Consider the following 23533-nt stretch of genomic DNA (forward strand, 5'->3'; position numbering starts at 1 on the left):
TAGTCGAACCATTCGGATCAGGCACTGTTGGGCCGCCCATCGATGAGTAACGTCTCCGCAACGGACGTTTAAAGCACAAAAGCGACAGATATGATCGAAAGAACGCTCCGCCGACTTAGCGAATACTACTCCGCTGCCCGCCGTTCAGGGATCATGTCCGCTGTGTTGAACCACGAATCACGATGAGGAAGAACTATGGCTCGCATTGACACCGTTTCGCCTGCCTGATCATCGGCGTCTGTCTTGGCATTTACATGGGTGTAAACGAGGATTTCCAACTCGTCGCGGTTCATACGCACGTTAACCTCGTCGGCTCGGCATCGCTGGCGCATCACGAAAGTCCCGTTGGAGCGTCACATGGTCATAATATTGGTCCTGATTTTTCTCAAAGCAGTGCGGCGCCGGAGAAGGATGGCTGAGCGGCCCCCTGAGAACGGGGCGAGTCGCTTGTCGCATAACTCACTAACGGTTCCGCCGAAGAAGGAGGGGGAGCGCCACTCGACGCGCGAACGCGATCATACCTTGATGCCGGTCTTTGGCGGAGACGATCCATCCGCCAGTTAAAGGAAAATAGCGACGTCCGCGATGACACTCCACGGCCATCGGATATGGCCAGGCCACGTGAACCACTCGCGTTGAAGAGATCTGCGCCAAAGAAGCCGGCAACGAGCAGCCAGATTGAAAGAGCATGGACCATCTCAGGACGCACCAATCATCATGGGGATGGCTGCCAGGACCATAAGCACCGCCGTGAGGCCGTGCATGCCGAAGGCGCTTTTGGTGGAGCCTTTCGCTGCAAGAATGACCAGCATGTCGCCCACGGGGATGATGGCTTCAACAAGCAGGATGATGCCGACCCCGCGCGGGACACCCCACGCCATGAACGCCAGTACGGTCAATCCCGACGCGATGTCACGAACACCCTTGAGGCGAAGCCACCAGGCGATGTTGGCACCGTCTTCAGGAAGCGGCAGGCCGAAACTGCGTGTCGCGGTCCTCGGGCTCACGACATATTGGGTGCCGATCGCGATAATCGCGAGAGCCACGAGCAACGCCATTCCGACCGGAAGCCAATGCATCACCATCTCCTACTCTAGCCACGAAAGATAACCTAGCGTCGCTAGAAATATAAACTAGCATTGCTAGATTGTCAAGCATCAGTATGATCTTGAGATATTTAGGGCCTTCCGGGTCTGGGAGATCGAGGATTGGGTATCGCCGAGCGGAAAGGCAGGGAACGGGCTGAGCGCGAGTGCCGTATCATCGCGGCAGCGCGCGTGATCGCAGAGCGCGAAGGATGGGATGCCGTTACAATCCGCCGCCTGGCCGAAGAGATCGAATATAGTCAGCCAGTCCTCTATTCACATTTCGAGAACAAGGATGCGATTGTCGCAGCAGTCGCAGTCGAGGGTTTTCAGGAGATCACAGTAGCTCTTCGGGAAGCGGCAAGCGGATCGACCGGACGACGAAATGCCCTCAAGAATGTCGCGATCGCCTATCTCGCCTTTGCACTGCGTCATCCTGCACTCTACGAGGCCATGTTTATCCTCCCCACAGATCTGCGGTTCGCCGAAGCTGGGACCAGACCGGAACTACATGCCGCTTTCGAAGCCCTTGCGGCAGTCGTAACGCCGTTCTGCGTCGATGTAGCCGTCGCGACCGAGACTTTTTGGGCAGCCCTTCATGGGCTCGCTGAACTCGAACGTTCAGGCCGAATCAGGCCCAGCGCGCGCGGCGAACGCATCGCACTTGTTGTTCGCGCGATCGTAGTTTCCGGAAATAGCTCGATTGCGGCCTCTCCCCGCAAAGCGCGGAGCGAGTGAAGAAGATCACCCGATCAACCCCTGCATCGGCTTGACCTGCGCGCTGTCGGGAAACACCCGCTCGGCCAGCACGCGCTCGCTAACGCCGAGATGATCGCGCAGCACGCCCTTGAGCGCGGCGCGAAGATCGCAAGTCGGCGCGAGGTCGCGGCCCTCGTAGAGATTGGCCGCTTTCAACCCCGGCCAGTCGGCGATCACCCGTCCACCCTTCACCGCACCGCCCGCAAGCAGCGCGACGGTGCCGGTGCCGTGATCGGTGCCCTCGGTGCCGTTGATCCGCGCCGTGCGGCCGAACTCGGTCGCAACCACGACCACCGTGTCGCGCCACCTCTCGCCAAGCCCGCTTTCAAGTTCGCCCAGCGCGCCGTCGAGCCCTGAGAGCAATTGCGCGAGACGACCGACCGGGCCGCCTTCATTGGCGTGGGTATCCCAGCCGTCGAAGGCAAGCGCGGCGATGCGCGGGCCGTCGTCGGCCACCATCAGCTTGGCGGCACCGCGCGAAACCTGTCGCATCGCGCCCGCATTGTTGGTGCCCGGCTTCGGCTTCATGTCGTCGCCGAGCGCGATCTTTTCGAGCTTGAGGCCTTGCGACAGCGCGGTTGCCAGTGTCGGATCGCGATGCTGATAGAGATCGATCAGGCGCGCCGCGGTGTCGTCGTCGGCTTGCGGCAATGCGGCGGGCACCCAGCCGACCGTTGGGGCTGCGCCACGCAGCACCAGCGGCGTGGTCGCGCCGACCGCCAGTCCTCCGCTCACGCGTCCGCCCTTCGGCAAAACTTCGAGCGCGCGATTGAGCCAGCCCGACTGCACCCGGCCCGGGCCGGCAAAGCCGCTTTCGAGCACGTCCTGCCCGTCGAAATGCGAACGGTCGCGATAGGGCGTCGCCACCGCGTGAATCACTGCGGCATGTTTCTCGCGATACATCCGGGCGAATTCGCCCATCGAGGGATGCAGCGCGAAGAACGGGTCGAGCATGATGGCCGCATGCGGGCCATCGGACGCAAGCGCGATCGAACCATGCAGGGGCGCGTAGTCGGGATCGCCGATCGGCGCGACGGTGGCAAGACCATCGAGCGCGCCGCGCAGGATGAGGACGATCAGGCGCGGGTCGCGGCCATCGGCGGCGCGAGAAAATTTGGGCAAAAAGGCCCAGGCGGCGAACGATGCGCCGCCGACGAGCAGCGCGCGCCGCGACGATGCAGAAAGGGTGCGGTTTTCGCAGCAGTCCATCATCATCTCCTCTTGCGTCATCTCCTCTGGAATTCCGGCGACATCAACAGCAGCGCCAAAGCCTGCTGACGTGTCTCCGCGCGCTCGATGGTGCGCCGTGTCTCCACCGAGGCCGCGTCCGCCGCGACAAGCTCCAACAGCTCGCGCGGATCGACGTTGTCGCCGAGGCGCGAGGCGATTTGCGCGGCAATGTCGAGCCGCAGCTTCATGCCCTCCGGCGCGGCCCAGGCCGCGTTGGTGTCGGCAAATCCGTTCGGCCCCGCCGGCGTCCACAACGGCTGACCGAGCAGGTTGAGGCCGCCGAGATAGCGGCTCGGCTCATCCGGGATTTGCGCCAGCAGGCGGCCGGCGGCTACGAGATATTCGTAAGGGCTGCGAATCTTGGTGGGCGGCGCACGCCAGGCCTCGTCGGAATCCACAAGCGTCGCCGCGAGCAGCCTGAGGTCGCCGTCGGATTTGCGGAACGCTTCCTGCAGCCGTGCCACAAGCGCCTGCGGCGGGTCGTCGGCCACGAAGTGACGCGCGAATTTGGTAGCGATGAATTTCGCGGTCGAAGGATGGCGCGCGATGTCGGCAAGCGCCGCTTCGCCCTGCGCCAGTCCGCTGTCGGCGTAAGTCTTGCCGAGCAGGCGTTGCTCGCCCGGCTGATGCGCATTCTCGTTGAACACGAACGTGCCCGGCGATCCCAATTGGCCTTGCCGTCCGGCAAAGGTCCATCCCGTAATGATGCGCGCCAGCGACGTCACGTCGTCCTGGGTATAGCCGCCGCCGACACCCAGCGTGTGCAACTCCATGATCTCGCGCGCGAGATTCTCGTTCAGCCCCCGCTTGCGGTTTTGGCCGGCGCGCGAGTCCGGACCCAGCGATTGCTGGTTGTCGAGAAAGAACAGCATCGCCGGATGCTGCTCGACCGCCTTCAGCATGTCGGAAAAGCGTCCGAGCACATGCGGCCGGATTGCCTCGCGCTCGAACGATCCGGCCCAGATTCGCGCCAGTTCGCCCTTGTTGGCGGAGATGCAGAAATGATTGGACCAGAACGTCACCAGCCGTTCGGTAAATCCGCAATCGGACATCATCGCCCGCTGCAGCCGCGCCAGCGCCTCGGCGCGGTAGGTCTTCTGGATGACGTTGAGCGGCTGCGCCGGCGGCTTTGCCGCGTTGGGCTGCATCGGCTCCGACGATTTTTCGCCTGATTGCATCGAGGCGTTGGCGCCGCTTTTGTCCTGCGTCGCCATCGCGGACATTTTTTGCCGCTTCGCATCCGCCGCCTGCGGGGCGGTGTCGGGCGCGGCAGAAGCCGTCTTTGCGGCCGCCTCGCGCTTGGCCTTTTGCTCGTCCTGAAAGGCGAACACCGCTTGGGCCAGTGCCGGCGTCGTCTGCAATCCCGGCAGTTCGAGCCGAACGGCGTTGGGACGGTTGAGCTCGGCCTTGACGAAGCCGCGCGGGTCGGAGGCCGCATTGAAGAGATCACCCGAGGCGCCGCCGCGCGCGCCAAATCCGAAACGATTGAGCGCCATCAGCGCTGCTTGCGAATCGCGGGCCATCGAAATTTCCTTGATGATTTCTCCGAAACCGTGCAGCGCTGTGACGCTGGGACTATAATGCTGTAAACAATGAACCAGAGATGAAAAACGCGGGTGAAGTTGGGCGTCAATTCATGACAAATCGGTTAGAAATGCCGTCCGCTCGACGCCTCGCCTGTCCCATGTGCGGAACGGAATTCGCCTGCAGCCTTGACGGATCGTGCTGGTGCGCGGAGGAAAGCGCGCGGCTGCCGAAACCGGTTGACGGCCAAGATTGCCTGTGCCGGGATTGCCTGAGGAAGATGGCGGCGGCCGCAAGCCAGTAGCGCGGATCAGCCAACGGTTCGCGCGAACGCGCGCCCGATGATAAACTCTGCGTAATCCGCCGTCACCAATGCCGGGATGTCGGATCGTGTCGGCAAGATTTAGCCCGGCGCAACGCGGTTTGCTATTGCGCCCTACGAGCTGAGATTTCCGGTGCTATTTCACCACCGCCGCGGTCTGGCCGAACAGCACCTTGCGCTCTTCTTCGGTGCGGATCGCAGGCTGTCCGAAATTCGGATTGACCTCCTTGGCCTTCGCATAGGCTCGTTCAGTCGCCGGACGGACGCGGATGGTTTCCAGCCAGCGTTGCAGATGCGGAAACTGTTCGATGTCCTGGCCCTGGTTCTTGTACGGCACGACCCATGGGTAACAGGCCATGTCGGCGATCGAATAATCGCCGCCGATGAATTCACGGTCCTTCAGGCGCTTGTTGAGTACGCCATAGAGACGGTTGGTCTCGTTGACGTAACGGTCGATGGCGTAGGGAATCTTGTCCTGCGCATAGTTGCGGAAATGATGGTTCTGCCCCGCCATCGGCCCCAGTCCGCCCATCTGCCAGAACGTCCATTGGATGACGTCGTAGCGGCCGTAGATGTCGGTGGGGAGGAACTTGCCGGTCTTTTCGGCGAGATAAAGCAGCATCGCGCCGGATTCGAACACCGAGAGCGGCTTGCCGCCGCCCTTCGGTTCATGGTCGACCAGCGCCGGAATGCGGTTGTTCGGGGCTACGCTGAGGAACTCGGGCTTGAACTGATCTCCTTTGCCGATGTTGATCGGGAAAATTTTATACTTCAGACCGGCCTCTTCGAGAAACATCGTGATCTTGTGGCCGTTCGGCGTGGTCCAGTAGTAGAGATCGATCATGGCGAGTTCCTCTGAGTGACGGAAGTTCGGGGGCGATCGCGAAGTGGATGCGCTTGCATGAAGGTTGCCTCAACGCCGCGCGGAGTCAACGCCCGCAGGGGCGCAAACGGCATCAACAGTCGGTGTTGGTTCCGCAAGCCCAGATGGCACAAGCCGTCAGCCCGGGCGGCCGTGCGCGCGCAGCAATTTCCGCCCCTGCTCGGTGACCACGACCATGGCGTCATGGCCGCGCGTGACATAGCCCAAATCGACCGCATCCTCCCAGATCGTCAGGCGCGGGCATGATGTCCGCCACGTCGCGATCACTTGCGCGTAAGGCCGTGGCTCGCGTGCGATCCATTCGACGAGATCAAGCACCAGCGCGTCCGCCGCCTCGCTCAAGGTTCGCTCCTGTGGGTTCGGACGGCTCGCATCATACATGCCAAAAAGCGTGATCCGGAAAAAACGGGAGCCGATTTTTGCGAAAAGTCATGCCCAAAGAAGTACCTAAGGGGCGATCGGGATTCGGGCCGGGGATCGCGCCTCGGGTTCCGGCGTGAAAGTTCTGATGGCCGTGTGAAGCAGTTCACACGCGACCGGACCGATCCGTGGTCTGATCTCTCGGTATTCAAACCGGCAAGGACACCACATGAATTACGACGGCTTTCAGATCGAGACTTTCGAGGCCGGAAGAGGCCTTTGGCACGCCAGGATCAGGCGCTCGGATTTCGAGCCTGTCGTTATCGACGGCGTCTCATTTCCGGAGCTCGAAGTCGGCTTTGCCTGGGCCAACAAGGACGCCGCGATTGCCGACGCCAAGACCCGCATCGACTATCTCAACCAGCGCTCCGTGATCATTGAACAGAGGCGGCAGGCCAGTCACGCTTGACACCGAAGCGAACTCGTCCGACGCGGCGCGGTCCAATTGCCCGGATTGCGACGGCGAGCTTCGGGTGCTGCGCGTGATCGGCGGACGGGCGGGTAACGAATACTGGACCATGCGCTGCCTCCGCTGCGGCGGAATTCACCTCGATATCATCAGGGATCCGTCATATCCGTCTTCCCCCTCTTCAGCGGCATAGGTTGGTCATCCGGCATGCCGTCCGATGTCCCGAAAGAATTTCCCTTTGTCATGGCCGGCCGAAGCAGCCTGGCTTGCGTGGACCGCGCAAAGCTGTCCGCGGCGCTCGGCAGTCGCGTCTGAGCTCCCCCCAGGCAGGAGGACGCGCGCGAGCCCGGCCGGCCATGACTGGCTTTGTTCTTTCTTTTGGAAGAAAGTCGTCATGCCCGGCCTTGTGCCGGGCATCCACGTCCTTGATCGATGTTGCTGGAAGACGTGGATGGCCGGGACATAGGCGAGCGGAAGCGACGCCGTTCTTCGAACGGCTATGCCCGGCCATGACGGGGGACGCCATACATCCTTACACATTCGCCGAAACGTAGTCGTCGAGCTCACCCCCCGAACGCCCGCGCGATGGCAGATTGCGCTTCGCTCTGAATCTGTTTCAGGTGGTCCGCGCTGCGAAAACTTTCCGCATAGATCTTGTAGACGTCTTCGGTGCCCGAGGGCCGCGCCGCAAACCAGCCGTTGTCCGCGACCACCTTGATCCCGCCGAACGGCTGATTGTTGCCGGGTGCCGCCGACAGCGTTGCGCGCACGACCTCGCCGGCAAGTTCCTTCATGCCGAGCGTCTCGCCCGTCAGGCGTTTAAGCACATTCTTCTGCTCAGCGTTTGCCGGTGCGTCGATCCGCTCGTAGAAGGGCACGCCGAATTCGCGCGTCAACTCGCCGAACAACTGGCTTGGGTCGCGCCCGGTGCGCGCGGTCATCTCGGCGGCCAGTAACCCCAGGATCAGGCCGTCCTTGTCGGTGGTCCACACCGAGCCGTCGCGGCGCAGGAACGAGGCGCCGGCGCTTTCCTCGCCGGCAAAGCCGAACGATCCGCCGATCAGGCCATCGACGAACCATTTGAAGCCGACCGGCGTTTCGACCAGCCTGCGGCCGAGTTTTTGAACGACCCGGTCGATGATCGCGCTGGAGACGATGGTCTTGCCCACCGCGCTGTCCGCTTTCCATTGCGGACGGTGCTCGAACAGGTACCAAATCGCGGCCGCGAGATAGTGGTTCGGATTCATCAGGCCATTGGAGCGGGTCACGATGCCGTGCCGGTCGGCATCGGTGTCGTTGGCAAACGCCACGTCGAAACGCTCGCGCATGGCAATCAGACGCGCCATCGCATAGGGCGAGGAACAATCCATCCGGATCTTGCCGTCCCAATCGAGCGTCATGAAACGAAACGCCGGATCGATATCGTCGCTGACGATGGTGGCGGCAATCCCGTAATGCTCGATCACCGGCTGCCAGTAACCCACCGCGGCTCCTCCCAGGGGATCGATCCCTATTTTGACGCCGGCGGCGCGGATCGCTTCCATGTCCAGCACATTGGCGAGGTCTGCGACATAAGGCGTGACGTAATCGTGCCGATGCACGCAAGCAGACTTGCGCGCCCGCTGGTAGGGAATCCGCTTGATGCCCTTCAGACCATTCTCGAGATAGCGGTTCGCGGCGCGCTCGATCGCACCGGTGATATCGGTATCGGCAGGTCCCCCGTTCGGCGGATTGTATTTGAAGCCGCCATCCTCGGGCGGATTATGCGACGGCGTGATCACGACCCCGTCGGCAAGGCCGCCGCCGTGGGCCTTGTTGTAGGTGAGGATCGCGTGCGAGACCGCGGGCGTCGGTGTGTAACCATCCCTGTGATCGATCATCACATCGATGCCGTTTGCCGCAAACACCTCGAGCGCGCTCGCCAGCGCCGGCTCGGCCAGCGCATGGGTGTCGATGCCGACGAACAGCGGGCCGGAAAGGTCCTTCTCGCGGCGGTAATCGCAGAGCGCCTGGCTGATCGCAACAATATGCGCCTCGTTGAAGGCGTTGTTCAGCGCCGAGCCGCGATGCCCCGAGGTGCCGAACGCCACCCGTTGCGCCGCGATCTTCGGGTCCGGCTGCTGCGCGAAATAGGCCGTCACCAGGCGTGGAATATTGGCCAGCATCGAGGGCGGGACGAGCTTGCCTGCCAGCGGGTGGATTGTTGCGGACATCGGGATTCCGGGAATGGAATTCGTGGAGAAATGCGAGCCGGCCGAGTGTAGATGGATCATGCAAGTTCGAACAGGGCGACCCGTAGACGCCGTCATGCGCGGGCTTGACCCGCGCATCCACGTCTTACTTCCTGCCTGACGCAAAGACGTGGATGGCCGGGACAAGCCCGGCCATGACGGCATAAATCAACCCGCGTACTGACACCTGCTGACAACGAGAACCGCGAGCGGCAGCGCTGGTTCCGGAAGGAGTTTTGCCCTTTTCTCAGGTCCGGACTCATCCCATATTGGTTAGTGGAGTGGATTTGACATTCGCTACCCATCTCACCACGAGCCCGCAAAGCGAATGTCAAATCCTAAACTCCACTAGAAACATATGTTTGCTAGTGGTCCTTTGATTCTAACATTCGCAAAAGGGGTCGCTGCAACGGGATGCGAATGCTAGAATCGGACCACTAGGCGATGGCGAAGAAACCAGACACTCCCAAAAAGCCCGGCAGAACTCCGAAGTCAAAGGCACATCGCCCCGACGTGCAGCCGATCGGCCCTGCGCTTGCGGAACTGCTCAATCCCGCGATCAACCGGGGTGAGGCCGGAGTCGGATCGACCACAGGCGCACGCGCTGAAAAAGAAAGTACCCCCCTCCCCAACCCTCAAGGGGGGAGGGAGAAGAGTACCGGCCTGCAGCCGCCGCCGGACAATTCCTGGGACCGCCGCGCCGGCGGCGAGGCCGCCGCCCATCGCGCGCGCGCCTCGACGCGCGGAACGCGTGATGATGTGGCAAAGCGCGATGCGGCGACCTCTCCGCTTGCTTCGTCGCTCCCTCCCCCCTTGCGGGGGAGGGTTGGGGAGGGGGGTGCACCCGACACGATCGCGCAAGACGTCACCCCCACCCCTGACCTCGAGAGCGAGCTTCGCTCGCCTCGGACCCCACAAGGGGGAGGGGAAAAGATGGCCTTCTCCGAACCCCCGCAACGCGAATTCGCGCCCGCCAATTACGGCACCTCCGCGACGATTCCCGTGCTCGATCCGGAACTCGCCAAACAACTCGGTTTCACCACCGAGGAGGAAGATGCCGCGGCACTCGCCCGCCCGCCCCGCAACAAGATGGAAGCGCTCGGCGTCGCCGCGACCGCCGAGGCGCTGGAGACCTTGATCCGCGACGGCCGTCCCGAATTCCGCAAGGAGGACGGCTCCATCAAAGTGTGGACGCCGCACCGTCCGCCCCGCCCGGAAAAATCCGAAGGCGGCGTCCGCTTTGTCATCAAGTCCGACTACGAGCCGAAAGGCGACCAGCCGGGTGCGATCGCCGAACTCGTCGAAGGCATCCAGCGCAACGAGCGCAGCCAGGTTTTGCTCGGGGTCACCGGCTCCGGCAAGACCTACACCATGGCCAAGGTGATCGAGGCGACGCAGCGCCCTGCGATCATTCTGGCGCCGAACAAGACGCTGGCCGCGCAGCTCTATGGCGAGTTCAAGGGCTTTTTCCCCGACAACGCGGTGGAGTATTTCGTCTCCTATTACGACTATTACCAGCCCGAGGCCTATGTGCCGCGGACCGACACTTATATCGAGAAGGACTCCTCGATCAACGAGCAGATCGACCGCATGCGCCATTCGGCGACGCGCGCGCTGCTCGAACGCGACGACGTCATCATCGTCGCGTCGGTGTCGTGCATTTACGGTATCGGCTCGGTCGAGACCTATACCGCGATGACGTTTGCGCTGAAGAAGGGCGAGCGCATCGACCAGCGGCAATTGATCGCCGACCTCGTCGCGCTGCAGTACAAGCGCACCTCGGCCGATTTTTCCCGCGGCACGTTTCGCGTCCGCGGCGACGTCATCGACATCTTCCCGGCGCACTATGAAGACCGCGCCTGGCGCGTGAACCTGTTCGGCGACACCGTCGAGAATATCGAGGAGTTCGATCCCCTCACCGGCCACAAGCAGGACGAGCTCGAATTCATCAAGATCTACGCCAATTCGCACTATGTGACGCCGCGCCCGACGCTGGTGCAGGCGATCAAGTCGATCAAGGGCGAATTGAAGTTGAGACTCGATCAGCTCAACGCCCAGGGAAGGCTGCTGGAGGCGCAGCGGCTGGAGCAGCGCACCACCTTCGATCTGGAGATGATGGAAGCGACGGGAAGCTGCGCTGGCATCGAAAACTATTCGCGCTATCTCACCGGCCGCCGCCCCGGCGAGCCGCCGCCGACGCTGTTCGAATATGTGCCGGACAATGCGCTGGTGTTTGCCGACGAAAGCCACGTCACCATTCCGCAGATCGGCGGCATGTTCCGCGGTGACTTCCGCCGCAAGGCGACATTGGCCGAATACGGTTTCCGCCTGCCCTCCTGCATGGACAACCGGCCGCTGCGGTTCGAAGAATGGGACCTGATGCGCCCGCAGACGGTCGCGGTGTCGGCGACGCCCGCGGGCTGGGAATTGAACGAAAGCGGCGGCGTGTTCGTCGAGCAGGTGATCCGCCCCACCGGCCTGATCGACCCTCCGGTCGATATCCGCCCGGCGCGCACGCAAGTCGACGATCTCGTCGGCGAGGTTCGTCGCGTGGCGCAGCAGGGTTATCGCAGCCTTGTCACCGTGCTCACCAAGCGCATGGCGGAAGACCTCACCGAATATCTGCATGAGCAGGGAATCCGCGTGCGCTACATGCACTCGGACATCGACACCATCGAGCGCATCGAGATCATCCGGGATCTTCGCCTCGGCGCGTTCGACGCGCTGGTCGGCATCAATTTGTTGCGCGAGGGCCTCGACATTCCCGAATGCGCGCTGGTTGCGATCCTCGACGCCGACAAGGAAGGATTCTTGCGCAGCGAGACCTCGCTGATCCAGACCATCGGCCGCGCCGCGCGCAATGTCGACGGCAAGGTGATCCTTTACGCCGACCAGGTTACGGGCTCGATGGAGCGCGCGATTGCGGAAACCAACCGCCGCCGCGAGAAGCAGACGGAATATAACGAAGCCAACGGCATCACACCGGAGAGCGTGAAGAAATCGATCGGTGACATCCTCAACTCCGTCTACGAGCGCGACCATGTGCTGGTCGAGATCGGCGACGGCGGCATTGCCGACGACGTGATCTCGATCGGGCACAATTTCGAGGCGGTGCTCGCTGATCTGGAGACGCGGATGCGCGAGGCCGCGGCCGATCTGAATTTCGAGGAAGCCGCGCGTCTGCGCGACGAGGTCAAGCGGCTTCGCGCCACCGAGATGGCGGTGGTCGACGATCCCACCACGCGGCAGGTCAAGGTGACGGAAAACGCCGGCCCCTATACGGGCGCGAAGAAATACGGCGAGGCGACGAATCTGCCGGCGTCAGCGATGAAGAAGCGTCGCGGTTCACCCTTCCCTGGAGGGGGGCGAGACGAGCGAAGCTCGCTCTCGGGGTCGCGCGCTGCAAGCGCGCGGGGTGGGGTGAACCATAGCGACGATGCCTCTTCTCCCTCCCCCCGCGCCGGCGCTCCTTCTCCCTCCCCCCTTGCGGGGGAGAGTCAGGGTGGGGGGTCCACGAGTCCGTCTCCCTCCAAAGTCCACAAACCCCATCTCGACGAAATGCACGGACCGGAGTCCCTGCCCTATCGCCCGACCCGCGCGCTTCCGGAAAAACCTTTCGGCGGCACAAGCAAGATCATCCAGCCCGCCAACTCGCGCGACTCCGGTCCCGAGTTCGGCCCCGCCCCGCGCTCCACCGGCGGCGCACCCGGGAAACGTGGTGGGTGGAAGCGGCGGTAGCTGACCATTTCTCTGCAACAGAGGGCGGAGGTTTGGTCCGCTTTGCAATGTGAGACTAGCCTCTGGCTTTACACGGACGAGTGCCGAGAACTCTTGGAAGGAGTTTATTGAGTGGATTGGCTTCGCGACACTGCTGGAAGCACTTCAAAGAAAGCAAAGATCATTAGATGATTGGGCTGCTTTCAAGGAGATCGCACCGAGACTCTTTTCGATTGAGCATGGAATAGACTCAGCGCTACGGAAATGGAGAGCGACCCGCAAGCTATGGTATCCAAAGGATAAGACTATCTATGATGCCTACTCGTTCGTCACTGCTTGTGTTCAAATTAAGAGACAGCTTTCTGAGAACAAAGCCCGAGTGTTTCGACGCAGGGTAATCTCTGAAATCCTTCCAAACGGCCGTCTGTGTCACCTCGATCACGAATTCAGAACCGTCCAAAACTTGGTTGGATTTGGCTGGAACATTACCCATTTCGGCTTTTGCGGCGATCCCGGCTCCGACTTTATCGGAGAGCGTGCTGGCGTCGAAGTAGAAGTCGAGAGCAAATGCCTATCCCCCGAGATCGGACTCGGCGTCTCCTATGAATTAGCAGCCCGACTGATGTCTCGTTTGAGCCGCGAGCTACGGCAGCGTTATCCACTCTGTTTGACTACAATTCGAATAGAACTCCCCGGACAAAGCCAAGATGCGGGAGGTGTGGACGTTATTAAGCGTCACGTCCTTGAAAGTTATTTTCGAATGGAAGACTTCCGCTCAGAGTCATTGCGGATTGAAGTAAAAACGAGTTCTCTTGAACAATTCTTTGCACGTTTCCCGGAGACGCAAAGCGAAGAATGGCTACAAACAACCTTCAACGCAATTCGCACTCGTGAGGGCGATTATGGATATTTTATCCGGCGAAGCGAAGAATTGATTTTCTGCAATTTGATCCCCGTGAGACCAAATCAACAAGTAAAGAAAATTATGAAGCTTATTAGTACGACCTGCGAACGACAATTTAGCAAGCGGCGTCCCGCTCTACTTTGGCTCCATCTGCAAGGCCTCGAACCAGGGGAGATCGATAATACCCCGCATTGGGCCGATGATTTCTTTAGAACGCTAGCTCGACACGCGTTCACCAGTGAGCGTCGAAGCCATCTTTCGTCACTCGCATTTACGGGTGATTCGGACTTAGATCATCGGTCTGTGCATTATCTCGGCAAGGATAGGAGACAGGTAGACGCGACTGGTCGCGTAAGGGGATATGACAACCCAAGATGCCATTTCGGATCGGTCCCCATTTTGGCTCCACTCTTCTCTTCCGAAGGCAAATTTCGGTAGCTCATTGTTCGCCCCCCAAGCGAGGTATATATTTCCTCCGGTAGTTGTAGAGCGCAAATGCCCGCATAATGAAACTCGGCTTCGAAGAATCCCAATCGGCGTACACGAGCCGTTCGCAAAGCGCCCGCGCTTGGACCGAAGCCTGGGTGAGCACGCAGGCGTACTGCCCCCACTGCGGCAACGCGAAGATGTCGCAATTTCCCAACAACAGCCCTCTCGCCGATTTCCTCTGTACGTCGTGCGCCGAGGAGTTCGAGCTAAAGAGCCAGAAAGGAAGATTTGGCTCGAAGGTTCTGGATGGAGAATTTAAGACCAAATGCGAACGGCTGGCAGCAAGCAACAATCCCAACCTTCTGCTCATGAACTACGACCTCAAATCTCTTGCGGTCGTGAACCTGTTTATCGTGCCAAAGCACTTCTTCGTTCGCGAGATCATCGAGGAACGAAAGCCACTCTCCGCAACGGCGCGTCGGGCCGGATGGGTCGGTTCGAAAATCCTGCTCGAACGGGTCCCGAGTCCGGGAAGATTCATATCGTGCAGAGTGGGATAGTTCGGCCGAAAGAATTGGTCCTTGCCGAATGGCAGAAAACGCTGTTCCTCCGGAATGAATCTCCGGAAACGCGCGGATGGCTGCTCGACGTCATGAAATGTGTGGAATCGCTGGGGAAGCGCGACTTCACCCTTGACGAAGTCTATGCGTTCGAGCGCCATCTTGGCGACCTCTATCCCGGCAATCAGAACGTCAAACCAAAGATACGTCAGCAGCTTCAATATTTGCGCGATCGTGGATTTATTGATTTCGTCTCGCGTGGCAACTATCGCTTGCGATCTTAGGAGATCCCGCATGGCCTGGTTTCTCAACCTTTACAAATGCGACCGCTGTCGGCGTCGGTGGGCCGACGAGTGGTCCTGCATGTGCGACGACGAATGCCCGCATTGTGGGGCGCGCGATATGACGCCTTATAAGAGCGAGGAACTGACGACGATCATTGAAGAGGAAGGCAAGGAATTCGTCGTACTATGGTCGCCTGAGACGGCTGAACACGATCCTGACTACCGCGAGCTCGGACGCTTCCCCTCGCGCGAGAAGGCGCTGGAATTTCTAAGCTCGGACGGGTGAGTACGATCGGTCCTAGCGTACCAATGACTGGAGATTCCGGGTTCGCCGCCGTGATCGCGGCGCCCCGGAATGACGAGTAAAAGAAGCACGACCTCTCCACATCGTCATGCGCGGGCTTTAGCCGCGCATCCACGTCTTCCTTTGGTCGTTTCTATCGGGTCGACTTAATTTTTTTCGCCCGGTTGCGTCTCCTGGCTCGGCCGGGCATCGCCCTGCTCCCCACCAGCATCGTCAGGCGGAAAGATGCTGTCATAGATCGCGCGAGCTTCTCGAATCAGGCGAGCCCGCTCGAACTCGGATTTCGGGATCAATCTGATGATATCGGCCATGTCGTTCCTTAACCGCGGGTAAGCGTCCGCGCCTCGGGCGCGACGCGATTCAAAATCCAGCTTCAGCGGGTGCTCATGATCACATTGCGCGGCGAGCCCCCGCTTCAATATCGAACACATTCCATCCGCTTTCCGTGCAAGGACTGTGCCGCGCCTGGGTCGGCAACCGCCAATCTTCCAGGGGTTCCGGGTCCGCCAGGACAGATGCCGGGTTCGCCGCTGTCGCGGCGCCCAGGAATGACAGGAAAAAGAAAGCGCGATCTCCCCACATCGTCATGCGCGGGCTTGACCCGCGCATCCACGTCTTTCTTCGTCGAGATGCAAAGACGTGGATGGCCGGGACGAAGCCCGGCCATGACCCTGCCCCACTCGTCAGTTCGAGCCAACGCCCGTCATTGCGAGCCGACGGGTCGCGCGAACGCGCGCCCGATGACAGGCTCCGCGAAGCAATCCAGTCGGGCCGCGAAAAGATTCTGGATTGCTTCGTCGCTTTCGCTCCTCGCAATGACGGGCGGTCGTCATGCACGGGCTTTGGCCGAAACTACCCCCTCCCCAACCCTCCCCCACAAGGGGGGAGGGAGCGAAAGTCGTTGCCCGCTACCCTCACCGCGCCTTCACCGGTCGGTCGGCATGGCTCGCCTGCGGCACACCGCGATTGAGCGACATGTGGGAATGCGTGCAAAGCCAACCATCGCCATCGCCGTTCCTGGTAAAAACCATGGTGGCGCGGCCGGGGCGCGGGAACGGTTGGCCATCGGCATGATACCCGGTGCTCGTCCACGGCGAGATCACCACCGCCATCCGACCATCGAGGGACGCCAAGACCTGCGTCTGCTCAAGCACGAAACGGAAGTCGGTGGTCTTCGGCCAGACATTGTCCCATTGCGTCGCCACCCATTGGTCGAGCCCGGGGATGACGTCGTTGTGCGTGCCGAAGGCAAGTACGTCCGGATGGAACAGCGGCCGCGCCGAGGCGTAGTCGACCTCGCGGACGAAGCCAGCGAAGGTTTCAAGCCAGTCGCGGAAGAAGCGCGTGATTTCCGCGTTCGCGATCGGCAAGGCGTCCATGGCGTGCTCCGTGTTCGTGCCCCGGATGCTGCGCAACGCGAAGTGTTGCGCTGCTGATCCGGGGCCCACGTGTCTGATCATAACGCGTCTGATCATAGGTCCCGGCTTTGCGAAGCGGTACCATAGCGCGTCGAAGATGCGCGTAAACGCGCTGCACCGCGTCGCGTCCGGGACACGAGACAATCAGTGCTGCAGCATTTGCTTGGCATTTGCCGCCCCTCCGCGCAACACGAGAGCCGTCATTCCGGGCGCGCGTGAGCGCGAGCCCGGAATCCATCGCGCCGCAGATTGTGTGGGGGAATGGATTCCGGGTTCGATGCTATCGCATCGACCCGGAATGACGCAAAATCCGCGTGCACCAAAAATCCAATTTCCCAAACCCGATCAACGCTGAGTCTACTGTCCAGTCCTTGCTGCAAAAATAATTTGCTTCGCGTCTCACCCAAATCACCAGCATCCTCGGCCCATCCCGTCCCGCATGAGGGGCGTATCGCGATCGTCACGGACGTTGGGGCGGGATGCGGTGGACGCGACCGTGCGCGAGACGAAGCGCACCGACGCGGACGGCGAAGTCGTGTGGTTCTGACGTCTCGACGCTGGCGTCAAGTTGGCGACGATGCTTTCGCATCGCGCCGGCGACGGTGACAAAGCCCGATCACCGGGAAGAGCACGAAGTAAGCCGTTAAAACCATTCGCGCAGGGAATGCCGGCTCGTTTCGGCGGACCCGTGGTGACTATCTCGTGTGCTTTTTTGTTTCGCACGCGAGGCTGCGGGCGCTGTCCAAGCGCCCAGCATTCCCTGCGCCCTCTGTTTTTGAGGGACACGAACGATGCACAGCCCGGGTGGATTTCCGCCGCGGGAATGCGGAGGTTTGTCTGTTATTGGCCACGTCATTCCGGGATGGTCCGAAGGACTAGACCCGGAATCTCGAGATTCCGGGTTCACGCTTCGCGTGCCCCGGAATGACGAAGAAGGAAGTGTCTCCCCTTGTCATGCCCGGCCTTGTGCCGGGCATCCACGTCTTTCTTCTTCGTCGGGATGCAAAGACGTAGATGGCCGGGACATCTAGTGCGAAGACGCGCTTCGCGCTTTAGCCCGGCCATGACGATCGTTCGCAACTTATGAGCGCCTCAATTCACCTTCTTGCCGCCTTCCGTCACCGCATCGAGAAAGCCCGTGATCTCGCGGTTGAGAAACTCCACATCGGCCGGGTTGAAGCCGCCGGCCGAGGCGTGACCGGTGACCGTGCCCGGCGAGATCGTGACCATCCTGACGCCCTTGATATTCTTGCCGGCCTCGAGCGGCTCGAATTCCGGATTGAGCAGGTCCTTGGTGCCGGTGAGGATCAGGGTCTTGGCCTTGATCGAGGCCAACGCCCCGGCAGTGTCGCCGCCAAATCCGGGTGTGGTGCCGACGTCGTGCCGCTCATAGGCCCAGGTCTGGAAGATATAGTCGTTGGCGTCGAACGCTTTCAGCGCCGCGGTCTCCTGCGCTTCCATCCAGGACAGCGCGTCGATGCCGTTCTTGAACTGCGCCGAATACATGTCGGGTGTGCGCGCCGACAACAGATTGAGAATGTCGCGCCACAGCCGCACGCCTTTCTCCGGCGGGGAGTCGTAATTGCCGTCCTTCCTGGCCGGGTCGTTCATGATCGCCTTGCGCGAGGCTTCCACCACCGCGACGCTCCAGGCCGGCGTCTTCGCGAGCGGCACCATCGCCACCAGCGCGTCCATGAAGTCGGGATGGCTCACGCCCCATTGCAGCGCCTGCATGCCGCCCATCGACGGGCCGACCACGGCGAAGACGTGCTCGATGCCGAATTTTTCCTTCAAGAGGCGATACTGCGATTCCACCATGTCGCGGATGGCGTATTTGGGAAAGCTCATGCGCGGCTGCGCCTTCGAATTGCTCGGCGAGGTCGAGAACCCGTTGCCGATCGCATCGGCGCAGATGATGAAATATCTGTCGGTGTCGAGCGCCTTGCCCGGACCGATCAGGAAATCGATGCGGTGATGATTGCCGCCGAGTGCCGTCACCATCAGGATGGCATTGGATTTTTTGTCGTTGAGCTTGCCGTGGGTGACGTAGGAGATCGAGAAATCCCTGATCACTTCGCCGCTTTCAAGCTTGAGGTCGCCTTCGCCGAAAAGCTGGTGCGGCGGCTGTTGCTGCGTATGCGCTGCTATCGGCAACGACAGCGGCAGCGCCAGGGAAAGACTGAAGAAAAGAGCAAGCAGAAGAGTTGGAAGATTCAAGACAACGAGATGTGCAGGTCGTTTCACGCGCGTTTCTCCCCATATCGGAGCGGATGTCAAATCCACTCCACTAAATTGACGATAAGGCCATGACCGAGCGCTGTGAAGCGGCCAGAGATCCATCGGCGGGATCGAGCGCCCCTCTCAGGCGCCAAAGACGCATTTGGGAGAAAAAGCATTTGGAAATATGCGCCATTGCCGTGGCGAAGTTTCGCAAAGCCACCGAAGCAGGCTCAAGGAGACGACATTTCAACGCGGGAACCTTGAACCTTTTCGCCGGCAGCTGCGACCAAACACGGGGTTTCAGCTTCAAGGGCCGGACGTCGATCAGCAGACATGCAGTGCAAAATAGCGCTTGCGTTTTCGCAGAATCCGATTACTTGAAGCTTCAAATAACAAATACCAGATACCAGTGCAGCCTCGGTGGCCCAGTGCCTACTTTCCGAAGTTCGTGCTACGCCTCAGCACGCACCTCTCACGAACTTCGGAAAGTTATGGGCACTGGCAAATCAATGATTTCTAGTGCCGCTTTTCTATTTGAAGTTCCTGGATAGAACTCGCGGCTTGTGATGCAGGAACTTCAAATAGGCGGCACTAGGCGTCGATGATGACGTCCGTCAGGGCAGGCCGCTGATTTGAAAAAAATCCAGTTCAGAAAGTGATATCATGACGGAGCACAGCCTCTGGCGTTTCTCACGCGCGTTCCATCGCGCCATCAACGAACGCCAGCGCGAAGATCTCGAGGCGTTGATCGACGACGAAATCGATTGGGCGATCTACGGCCCGATCGACATGTTCCCGTTCTTCGGCGCCCGCCATGGCAAGGCTGCCGTGCTCGAGGTGATCAGGCAGATCGCCGACAACGTTAGAGTCCACCGCTTCGACCGCGAGTCGATCATGCTGGGCGCAGAGACGGCGGCCTCGATGTTGCGCTTTTCGCTGACCATGCTGGATGCGAACAAGCCGGTGAGCCTGCGGGTCGCGCATTTCGCGCAGTTCAGGGCCGGCCGGCTGGCAAGGCTCCGCGTCCTGGTCGATACCTTCGATCTCGTCGAACAGGCGCTCGGGCATCCCATCCATCTGCCGAGGATCGCATAGCGGCATTCGCCTCCGGTCAGTCAGGCGCGAAGGCCGTCGCTGCCCGCGGCAAAGATGCACGAGGCTTCACCAGAACTTGACCGGTGCCCGCGGTGGAATCGAGGTCATAATCCGGCGTTCAACGTCGGGGTATGGCGGGCGGGCAGGTTATGACTTTCAGGACAGGTTTCCGCTGGGCCGGTTTTTTGGCCTTGGCGGTTTTGATCGGCTCGGCGCCGGCGCGTGCCCAGGCCGTGCCGGCGACGGAGGAGGCAGACAATCCGGCTGTGGAAAAGGAGGCCGGCGCCCGGCCCGACGACGTCGACGCCAAGGCGGCCGACGCCAAGGAGATCGACATCAAGGAGGTCGAGATCAAGGAAGTTGACATCAAGGATCTGGAGCTCGACTGGAGCCAGCTCAACGTCGATGCCTCTACCCTGGTGACCACGCCAGCGGAGTTGAAACCCCGGCTGGGCCCGCGCGCAGGCGCGAATGATGGGCTGATCTGGTCATCGCGGGATCGGCCGAATGGATCGGCGGTTTCGGTGAAGCAATCGGTGTCGGCGTACGGAGATGCCAAGGTCGGCGCGGACATGACCCTGGTCCGTCAACCGACGACTCTGTCGGAGTTGCTTTCGGAGAAAGCGCTCAACGGCGGAAACGAGCCGCAATCGGGCGGGACGGCATGGGCGACGATCACGGCTCCCGGTGCCGGTTCGCTTTGGGACAAGACGGCAGTAGAAGCCCGCCTCGATCCCTCCCAGGACCAGACCAGGCTTGGCACTTCCTTGAGCAAATCGCTCGAACTCGGCGAGCAATATTCGCTTACCCTGCAGAACGGCTACAATCTGATCCAGCAGGGGGTCGTTCCGGTACCCGGTGGCGCCGGTCAGCGAGCGCGAAACTTCGAGACCGGGCAATCGGCGACGCTGAACATGAGCGACAGCGGTACGAGCGTCAGCGCCGGCCAGAGTCTCTCCTCCACCGACGACAAATGGCTGCGCAAGATTGGCGCCGAACAGAAGCTGTTCGGCGGCGTCAGCGTCTCCGGCTCGATCAGCGAGACGCCCCTAGGGGCTTCCAACAAGAGCATCAGCGGCACCTTCAAGCAGAGCTGGTAAACCCCGACAGGACCATCGATATTCCCGCGAAATGATCAGGTCATTGCCCCATAATGGCCGCGATCCGGTCAAAATCGGAACGTCCAGATGCCGCCGGTAGTTGCGGTGCGGAAAGATAACCGCGCTCGCTAGAAAATGCGTAACAGGGGAAATATACGATGAGTATCCTTCGTTCCGAGAAGATTGACGAGACCGACGAGGGCAATGATCTTGTTGCAGCCTCGGAGGTCGAAGCCGGCATCCGCGATTTCGTTCGCAACGACGTTGCCTATTTGCGCCGTTCCGGCCCGGGCATCGATGGCGCAGCCGAGCATGGCGCGGAAGCCGCCGTCAACAACGTCAATTCGCTGATCCAGCGCGTGGCAGGAACGTCGCTTGCGGAGATCGACAACCTGATTTCCGAACTCGAAGGCCTGCGAGACCTTCTGCATGCCGAGGGCCAGCGCGTACAGCGCGAAATCTCGGGCTATGCCCAGCTCAGCCAGACCGCGATGAAATCCACCCGCATGATCGCCGACAACGTCGCGCAATGGAAGCATGCCGCGGACGGACTTCGCAACGCCTGATCTGATTTTGCTGCTTGGCCTTGTCATTCCGGGATGGTCCGACGACCGCCCGGAATGACTTTATTAATATGATCATGAACCTCCCGGCGCCAGGCCACGACCAATTGCAGGTGCCGCCACACGGCGGCCGATCGGGGAACCACCTGCATGAAGAGCGTTCGGCCCGACATCAAGAGCGTTCGGCCCGACAAGAGCGATCCGATTTCCATGCGAAGACCGCCCCAGAACATGGGCAGTATCATCGTCCGCTTTGTCGGATTGTTGCTGGCGGCGATATTGGCGCTGGCGCTGATCTGGAGCCGCTGATTTCTTGCGAAGATTTCCGCGTGTTTTACGCGGACAATGCCCGGTATCCGCAATCTTGGTTAGCGAATGCTGACCGTCTGCACCGCCGCCGGCTCGCTCTCCAGCGAATAATCGCCATCCGCGTAGCCCTTCACGACCACCCCGGTCACGAGCGTGACCGTCAGCGTGATGCTGGCGAAGATAAAGCCCACGAATTTCAATCCGCGGCGGTCGGCCATGGTCTCGTCCCCTCAAATCGTCCCGATGTCCTCCTGTTTGACAGGCACAGGTTCAAAATGAGTTAGCGAGCAGCCGGTCTCGTCCCCGTTCGGCTGTGCCGCCGCGGCACAAAGGCTGTCGCCAATACCGAAAATACCAACTCGCCGCGCTGGTTGGTGCCGGTATGGCGCGCTTCCACGACGGCCCATTCGGGTTTTCTCGAGGACGGGCGCAGCGACCTGACCTCGGTCGCGAAGCTGATCGTGTCGCCCGCCAGCACCGGCCTGATCCAGCGCAGTTCGCGAAATCCCGGAGAAGGCCCCCAGGTCGCGACTTCTTCGCCGCGCGCAGCCGCCTCCCTCGCCAGGCGCTGACCCTCAACCACCAGAAGTTTCATGCAGGCCGATCCGACATGCCAGCCTGACGCGGCGAGTCCGCCGAACAGCGAGCGGCGGCCTTCCTCCTCATCGAGATGAAAGCGCTGTGGATCGAACTCGGCCGCGAACTTCTTGATGGCCTCGGCGGTAAAGCTGAAGGAGCCCAGTTCACGTCGTTGCCCGATCTTGATGTCTTCGAAGAAGTTCATCGTGCCGCATGCCCCGGGGCGATGTCACCGCGCCTCTTCACAATGATGGGCGAGACCATTTCGCACAACGCCTGACCGGAGGCATTGCTCGCCACCGCCTTGAACATGATGATGCCGGTGGCCGGACGGCTGCCGGAGACCCGCGCTTCCGTCACTTCGACGTCGAGCGTGATTTCGTCACCCGGCCGAAGCGGCGCCAGCCAGCGCAGCTCGTTAACCCCGGGCGAGCCCAGCGACGCGGTACGGCCGATAAAGCCGTCGAACATCATCCGCATGATAATCGAGCAGAGATGCCAGCCCGAACCGGACAGCCCTTTCAACATCGAACGCGAGGCAGCCTCTTCGTCGAGATGCATGGGCTGGGGATCGAAGTCGGCGGCAAAGGCGAGGATTTCCTCGCGCGTGACGCGGCGCGGTCCGAACCTGCCGAGATGGCCGAGCTTGAAATCTTCAAATGAAAGCATCGTCATAACGCGAATAATTGGAGGGGTCCCGATTGTGGCCGCAGTTTGCCGCGATCTCAACCATCCCGCCCGCATGGCTCGTCCCCGACTTGCCCGAACCGACGATCGGAGCTAGCCCTTTGTCGAAGGGATGGTCGCGCGCGAATCATTCGACTTGCCGGGAGAACCACGGATGTTCGACTTTCAGGATCTTTTTCAGTGGGACCGTTTCATCACGCCCACCATCATCAAGACGTTTTACTGGCTGGTCATCGCGTTAATCGGGCTTTTCGGCATCGGCGGCATCTTTTCGGGGCTCGCCTCGATGGCGATCAGCCCGTTCGGCGGATTCATCCAGATATTGTCCTCGATCGCCGGCGTCATTGTCGGCATCATCTTCTCGCGCATCTCGGCCGAATTGATCCTGATCATATTTCGCATCAACGAGCATCTTGGCGCGATCCGCGACCAGGGCGCCGGACATTAGTACCAGGCCGGCCTCGGCATTATGGCGACACGCCGACGGCCGGCCTACCGCTT

The 23533-nt window shown here is 61.0% G+C and carries 25 protein-coding genes; 13 read left to right on the forward strand and 12 right to left on the reverse strand.

Annotated elements, in window-relative coordinates; genetic code table 11:
- Positions 1 to 698: 698 nt before the first annotated feature.
- Positions 699 to 1079 (reverse strand): DUF4267 domain-containing protein, encoded by a 381-nt coding sequence (locus VNX23_RS18000; RefSeq protein ID WP_325632193.1) that lies wholly within the window; start codon positions 1077 to 1079, stop codon positions 699 to 701.
- A gap of 129 nt (positions 1080 to 1208) precedes the next feature.
- On the opposite strand from VNX23_RS18000, the gene VNX23_RS18005 reads away from it, so the two are divergent.
- Complete coding sequence (locus tag VNX23_RS18005) at positions 1209 to 1823, forward strand: TetR/AcrR family transcriptional regulator (RefSeq protein ID WP_325632194.1); 615 nt, start codon at positions 1209 to 1211, stop codon at positions 1821 to 1823.
- 6 nt (positions 1824 to 1829) lie between these two features.
- Here VNX23_RS18005 and VNX23_RS18010 read toward each other — a convergent pair whose 3' ends face one another.
- Together VNX23_RS18010 and VNX23_RS18015 are read right to left on the reverse strand one after the other, a co-directional pair.
- The gene (locus tag VNX23_RS18010; RefSeq protein ID WP_325632246.1) at positions 1830 to 3056 is read right to left on the reverse strand and encodes a DUF1501 domain-containing protein; all 1227 of its coding nucleotides are present in this window, start codon (positions 3054 to 3056) and stop codon (positions 1830 to 1832) included.
- Between the two features lie 14 nt (positions 3057 to 3070).
- Positions 3071 to 4597 (reverse strand): DUF1800 domain-containing protein, encoded by a 1527-nt coding sequence (locus VNX23_RS18015; RefSeq protein WP_325632196.1) that lies wholly within the window; start codon positions 4595 to 4597, stop codon positions 3071 to 3073.
- A 113-nt stretch (positions 4598 to 4710) separates the two neighbouring features.
- Here VNX23_RS18015 and VNX23_RS18020 point away from each other — a divergent pair, with 113 nt between their 5' ends.
- Entirely contained in the window at positions 4711 to 4902 is a 192-nt protein-coding gene (locus VNX23_RS18020) for a cysteine-rich CWC family protein (protein WP_325632197.1), read from the forward strand.
- A gap of 154 nt (positions 4903 to 5056) precedes the next feature.
- Here VNX23_RS18020 and VNX23_RS18025 read toward each other — a convergent pair whose 3' ends face one another.
- Together VNX23_RS18025 and VNX23_RS18030 are read right to left on the reverse strand one after the other, a co-directional pair.
- The gene (locus VNX23_RS18025) at positions 5057 to 5764 is read right to left on the reverse strand and encodes a glutathione S-transferase N-terminal domain-containing protein (RefSeq protein WP_325632199.1); all 708 of its coding nucleotides are present in this window, start codon (positions 5762 to 5764) and stop codon (positions 5057 to 5059) included.
- Positions 5765 to 5920: 156 nt separating this feature from the next.
- On the reverse strand, positions 5921 to 6145 hold the full coding sequence (locus VNX23_RS18030) for a hypothetical protein (protein WP_325632201.1): 225 nt from the start codon (positions 6143 to 6145) through the stop codon (positions 5921 to 5923).
- A gap of 247 nt (positions 6146 to 6392) precedes the next feature.
- Here VNX23_RS18030 and VNX23_RS18035 point away from each other — a divergent pair, with 247 nt between their 5' ends.
- Positions 6393 to 6632: a hypothetical protein gene (locus VNX23_RS18035; RefSeq protein WP_325632203.1), complete on the forward strand. Its 240-nt coding sequence runs from the start codon at positions 6393 to 6395 to the stop codon at positions 6630 to 6632.
- Positions 6633 to 7195: 563 nt separating this feature from the next.
- Here the strand turns inward: VNX23_RS18035 and pgm are convergent.
- A complete protein-coding gene (gene pgm, locus VNX23_RS18040; protein ID WP_325632205.1) occupies positions 7196 to 8845 on the reverse strand; it encodes a phosphoglucomutase (alpha-D-glucose-1,6-bisphosphate-dependent) in 1650 nt (549 codons plus the stop codon).
- Between the two features lie 462 nt (positions 8846 to 9307).
- On the opposite strand from pgm, the gene uvrB reads away from it, so the two are divergent.
- The 5 genes from uvrB (at position 9308) to VNX23_RS18065 (ending at position 15043) form a co-directional block, all read left to right on the forward strand.
- The gene (gene uvrB / locus VNX23_RS18045; protein WP_325632207.1) at positions 9308 to 12601 is read left to right on the forward strand and encodes an excinuclease ABC subunit UvrB; all 3294 of its coding nucleotides are present in this window, start codon (positions 9308 to 9310) and stop codon (positions 12599 to 12601) included.
- Between the two features lie 442 nt (positions 12602 to 13043).
- Positions 13044 to 13922: a hypothetical protein gene (locus VNX23_RS18050; RefSeq protein ID WP_325632209.1), complete on the forward strand. Its 879-nt coding sequence runs from the start codon at positions 13044 to 13046 to the stop codon at positions 13920 to 13922.
- Between the two features lie 68 nt (positions 13923 to 13990).
- Positions 13991 to 14473, forward strand: a complete 483-nt coding sequence (locus VNX23_RS18055) for a DpnI domain-containing protein (protein WP_325632211.1) — start codon at positions 13991 to 13993, stop codon at positions 14471 to 14473.
- Between the two features lie 14 nt (positions 14474 to 14487).
- The gene (locus tag VNX23_RS18060) at positions 14488 to 14757 is read left to right on the forward strand and encodes a hypothetical protein (protein ID WP_325632212.1); all 270 of its coding nucleotides are present in this window, start codon (positions 14488 to 14490) and stop codon (positions 14755 to 14757) included.
- Between the two features lie 10 nt (positions 14758 to 14767).
- Positions 14768 to 15043 (forward strand): hypothetical protein, encoded by a 276-nt coding sequence (locus VNX23_RS18065; RefSeq protein ID WP_325632214.1) that lies wholly within the window; start codon positions 14768 to 14770, stop codon positions 15041 to 15043.
- A gap of 164 nt (positions 15044 to 15207) precedes the next feature.
- On the opposite strand, the gene VNX23_RS18070 is transcribed toward VNX23_RS18065, so the two are convergent.
- The 3 genes from VNX23_RS18070 to VNX23_RS18080 all read right to left on the reverse strand — a co-directional run bounded on the left by VNX23_RS18070 (position 15208) and on the right by VNX23_RS18080 (position 18723).
- On the reverse strand, positions 15208 to 15372 hold the full coding sequence (locus VNX23_RS18070) for a hypothetical protein (RefSeq protein ID WP_325632215.1): 165 nt from the start codon (positions 15370 to 15372) through the stop codon (positions 15208 to 15210).
- Positions 15373 to 15975: 603 nt separating this feature from the next.
- The gene (locus tag VNX23_RS18075; RefSeq protein ID WP_325632217.1) at positions 15976 to 16440 is read right to left on the reverse strand and encodes a YybH family protein; all 465 of its coding nucleotides are present in this window, start codon (positions 16438 to 16440) and stop codon (positions 15976 to 15978) included.
- 1131 nt (positions 16441 to 17571) lie between these two features.
- On the reverse strand, positions 17572 to 18723 hold the full coding sequence (locus tag VNX23_RS18080) for an alpha/beta fold hydrolase (RefSeq protein ID WP_325632219.1): 1152 nt from the start codon (positions 18721 to 18723) through the stop codon (positions 17572 to 17574).
- Between the two features lie 639 nt (positions 18724 to 19362).
- Between VNX23_RS18080 and VNX23_RS18085 the strand changes: the two genes are divergently transcribed.
- The 4 genes from VNX23_RS18085 to VNX23_RS18100 all read left to right on the forward strand — a co-directional run bounded on the left by VNX23_RS18085 (position 19363) and on the right by VNX23_RS18100 (position 21766).
- Positions 19363 to 19794 carry a nuclear transport factor 2 family protein gene (locus VNX23_RS18085; protein WP_325632221.1) on the forward strand — a complete coding sequence of 144 codons (432 nt, stop codon included), beginning with the start codon at positions 19363 to 19365 and terminating at the stop codon, positions 19792 to 19794.
- 149 nt (positions 19795 to 19943) lie between these two features.
- A complete protein-coding gene (locus VNX23_RS18090) occupies positions 19944 to 20894 on the forward strand; it encodes a hypothetical protein (protein ID WP_325632222.1) in 951 nt (316 codons plus the stop codon).
- 158 nt (positions 20895 to 21052) lie between these two features.
- Positions 21053 to 21460, forward strand: a complete 408-nt coding sequence (locus tag VNX23_RS18095) for a hypothetical protein (protein ID WP_325632223.1) — start codon at positions 21053 to 21055, stop codon at positions 21458 to 21460.
- Positions 21461 to 21607: 147 nt separating this feature from the next.
- On the forward strand, positions 21608 to 21766 hold the full coding sequence (locus VNX23_RS18100; RefSeq protein WP_325632225.1) for a hypothetical protein: 159 nt from the start codon (positions 21608 to 21610) through the stop codon (positions 21764 to 21766).
- 59 nt (positions 21767 to 21825) lie between these two features.
- Here VNX23_RS18100 and VNX23_RS18105 read toward each other — a convergent pair whose 3' ends face one another.
- From VNX23_RS18105 to VNX23_RS18115, 3 genes are all read right to left on the reverse strand, one after another.
- Entirely contained in the window at positions 21826 to 21984 is a 159-nt protein-coding gene (locus VNX23_RS18105; RefSeq protein WP_325632226.1) for a hypothetical protein, read from the reverse strand.
- 62 nt (positions 21985 to 22046) lie between these two features.
- Positions 22047 to 22550, reverse strand: coding sequence for a MaoC family dehydratase (locus tag VNX23_RS18110; protein WP_325632228.1), 504 nt, complete (start codon positions 22548 to 22550; stop codon positions 22047 to 22049).
- Positions 22547 to 23020 carry a MaoC family dehydratase gene (locus VNX23_RS18115; RefSeq protein ID WP_325632229.1) on the reverse strand — a complete coding sequence of 158 codons (474 nt, stop codon included), beginning with the start codon at positions 23018 to 23020 and terminating at the stop codon, positions 22547 to 22549. The genes VNX23_RS18110 and VNX23_RS18115 overlap by 4 nt, the downstream gene beginning before the upstream one ends.
- Positions 23021 to 23186: 166 nt before the next feature.
- Between VNX23_RS18115 and VNX23_RS18120 the strand changes: the two genes are divergently transcribed.
- Positions 23187 to 23480: a DUF4282 domain-containing protein gene (locus VNX23_RS18120; RefSeq protein ID WP_325632231.1), complete on the forward strand. Its 294-nt coding sequence runs from the start codon at positions 23187 to 23189 to the stop codon at positions 23478 to 23480.
- Positions 23481 to 23533: the final 53 nt, after the last annotated feature.

This window comes from Bradyrhizobium sp. (assembly GCF_035570375.1).
GTDB lineage: Bacteria > Pseudomonadota > Alphaproteobacteria > Rhizobiales > Xanthobacteraceae > Bradyrhizobium.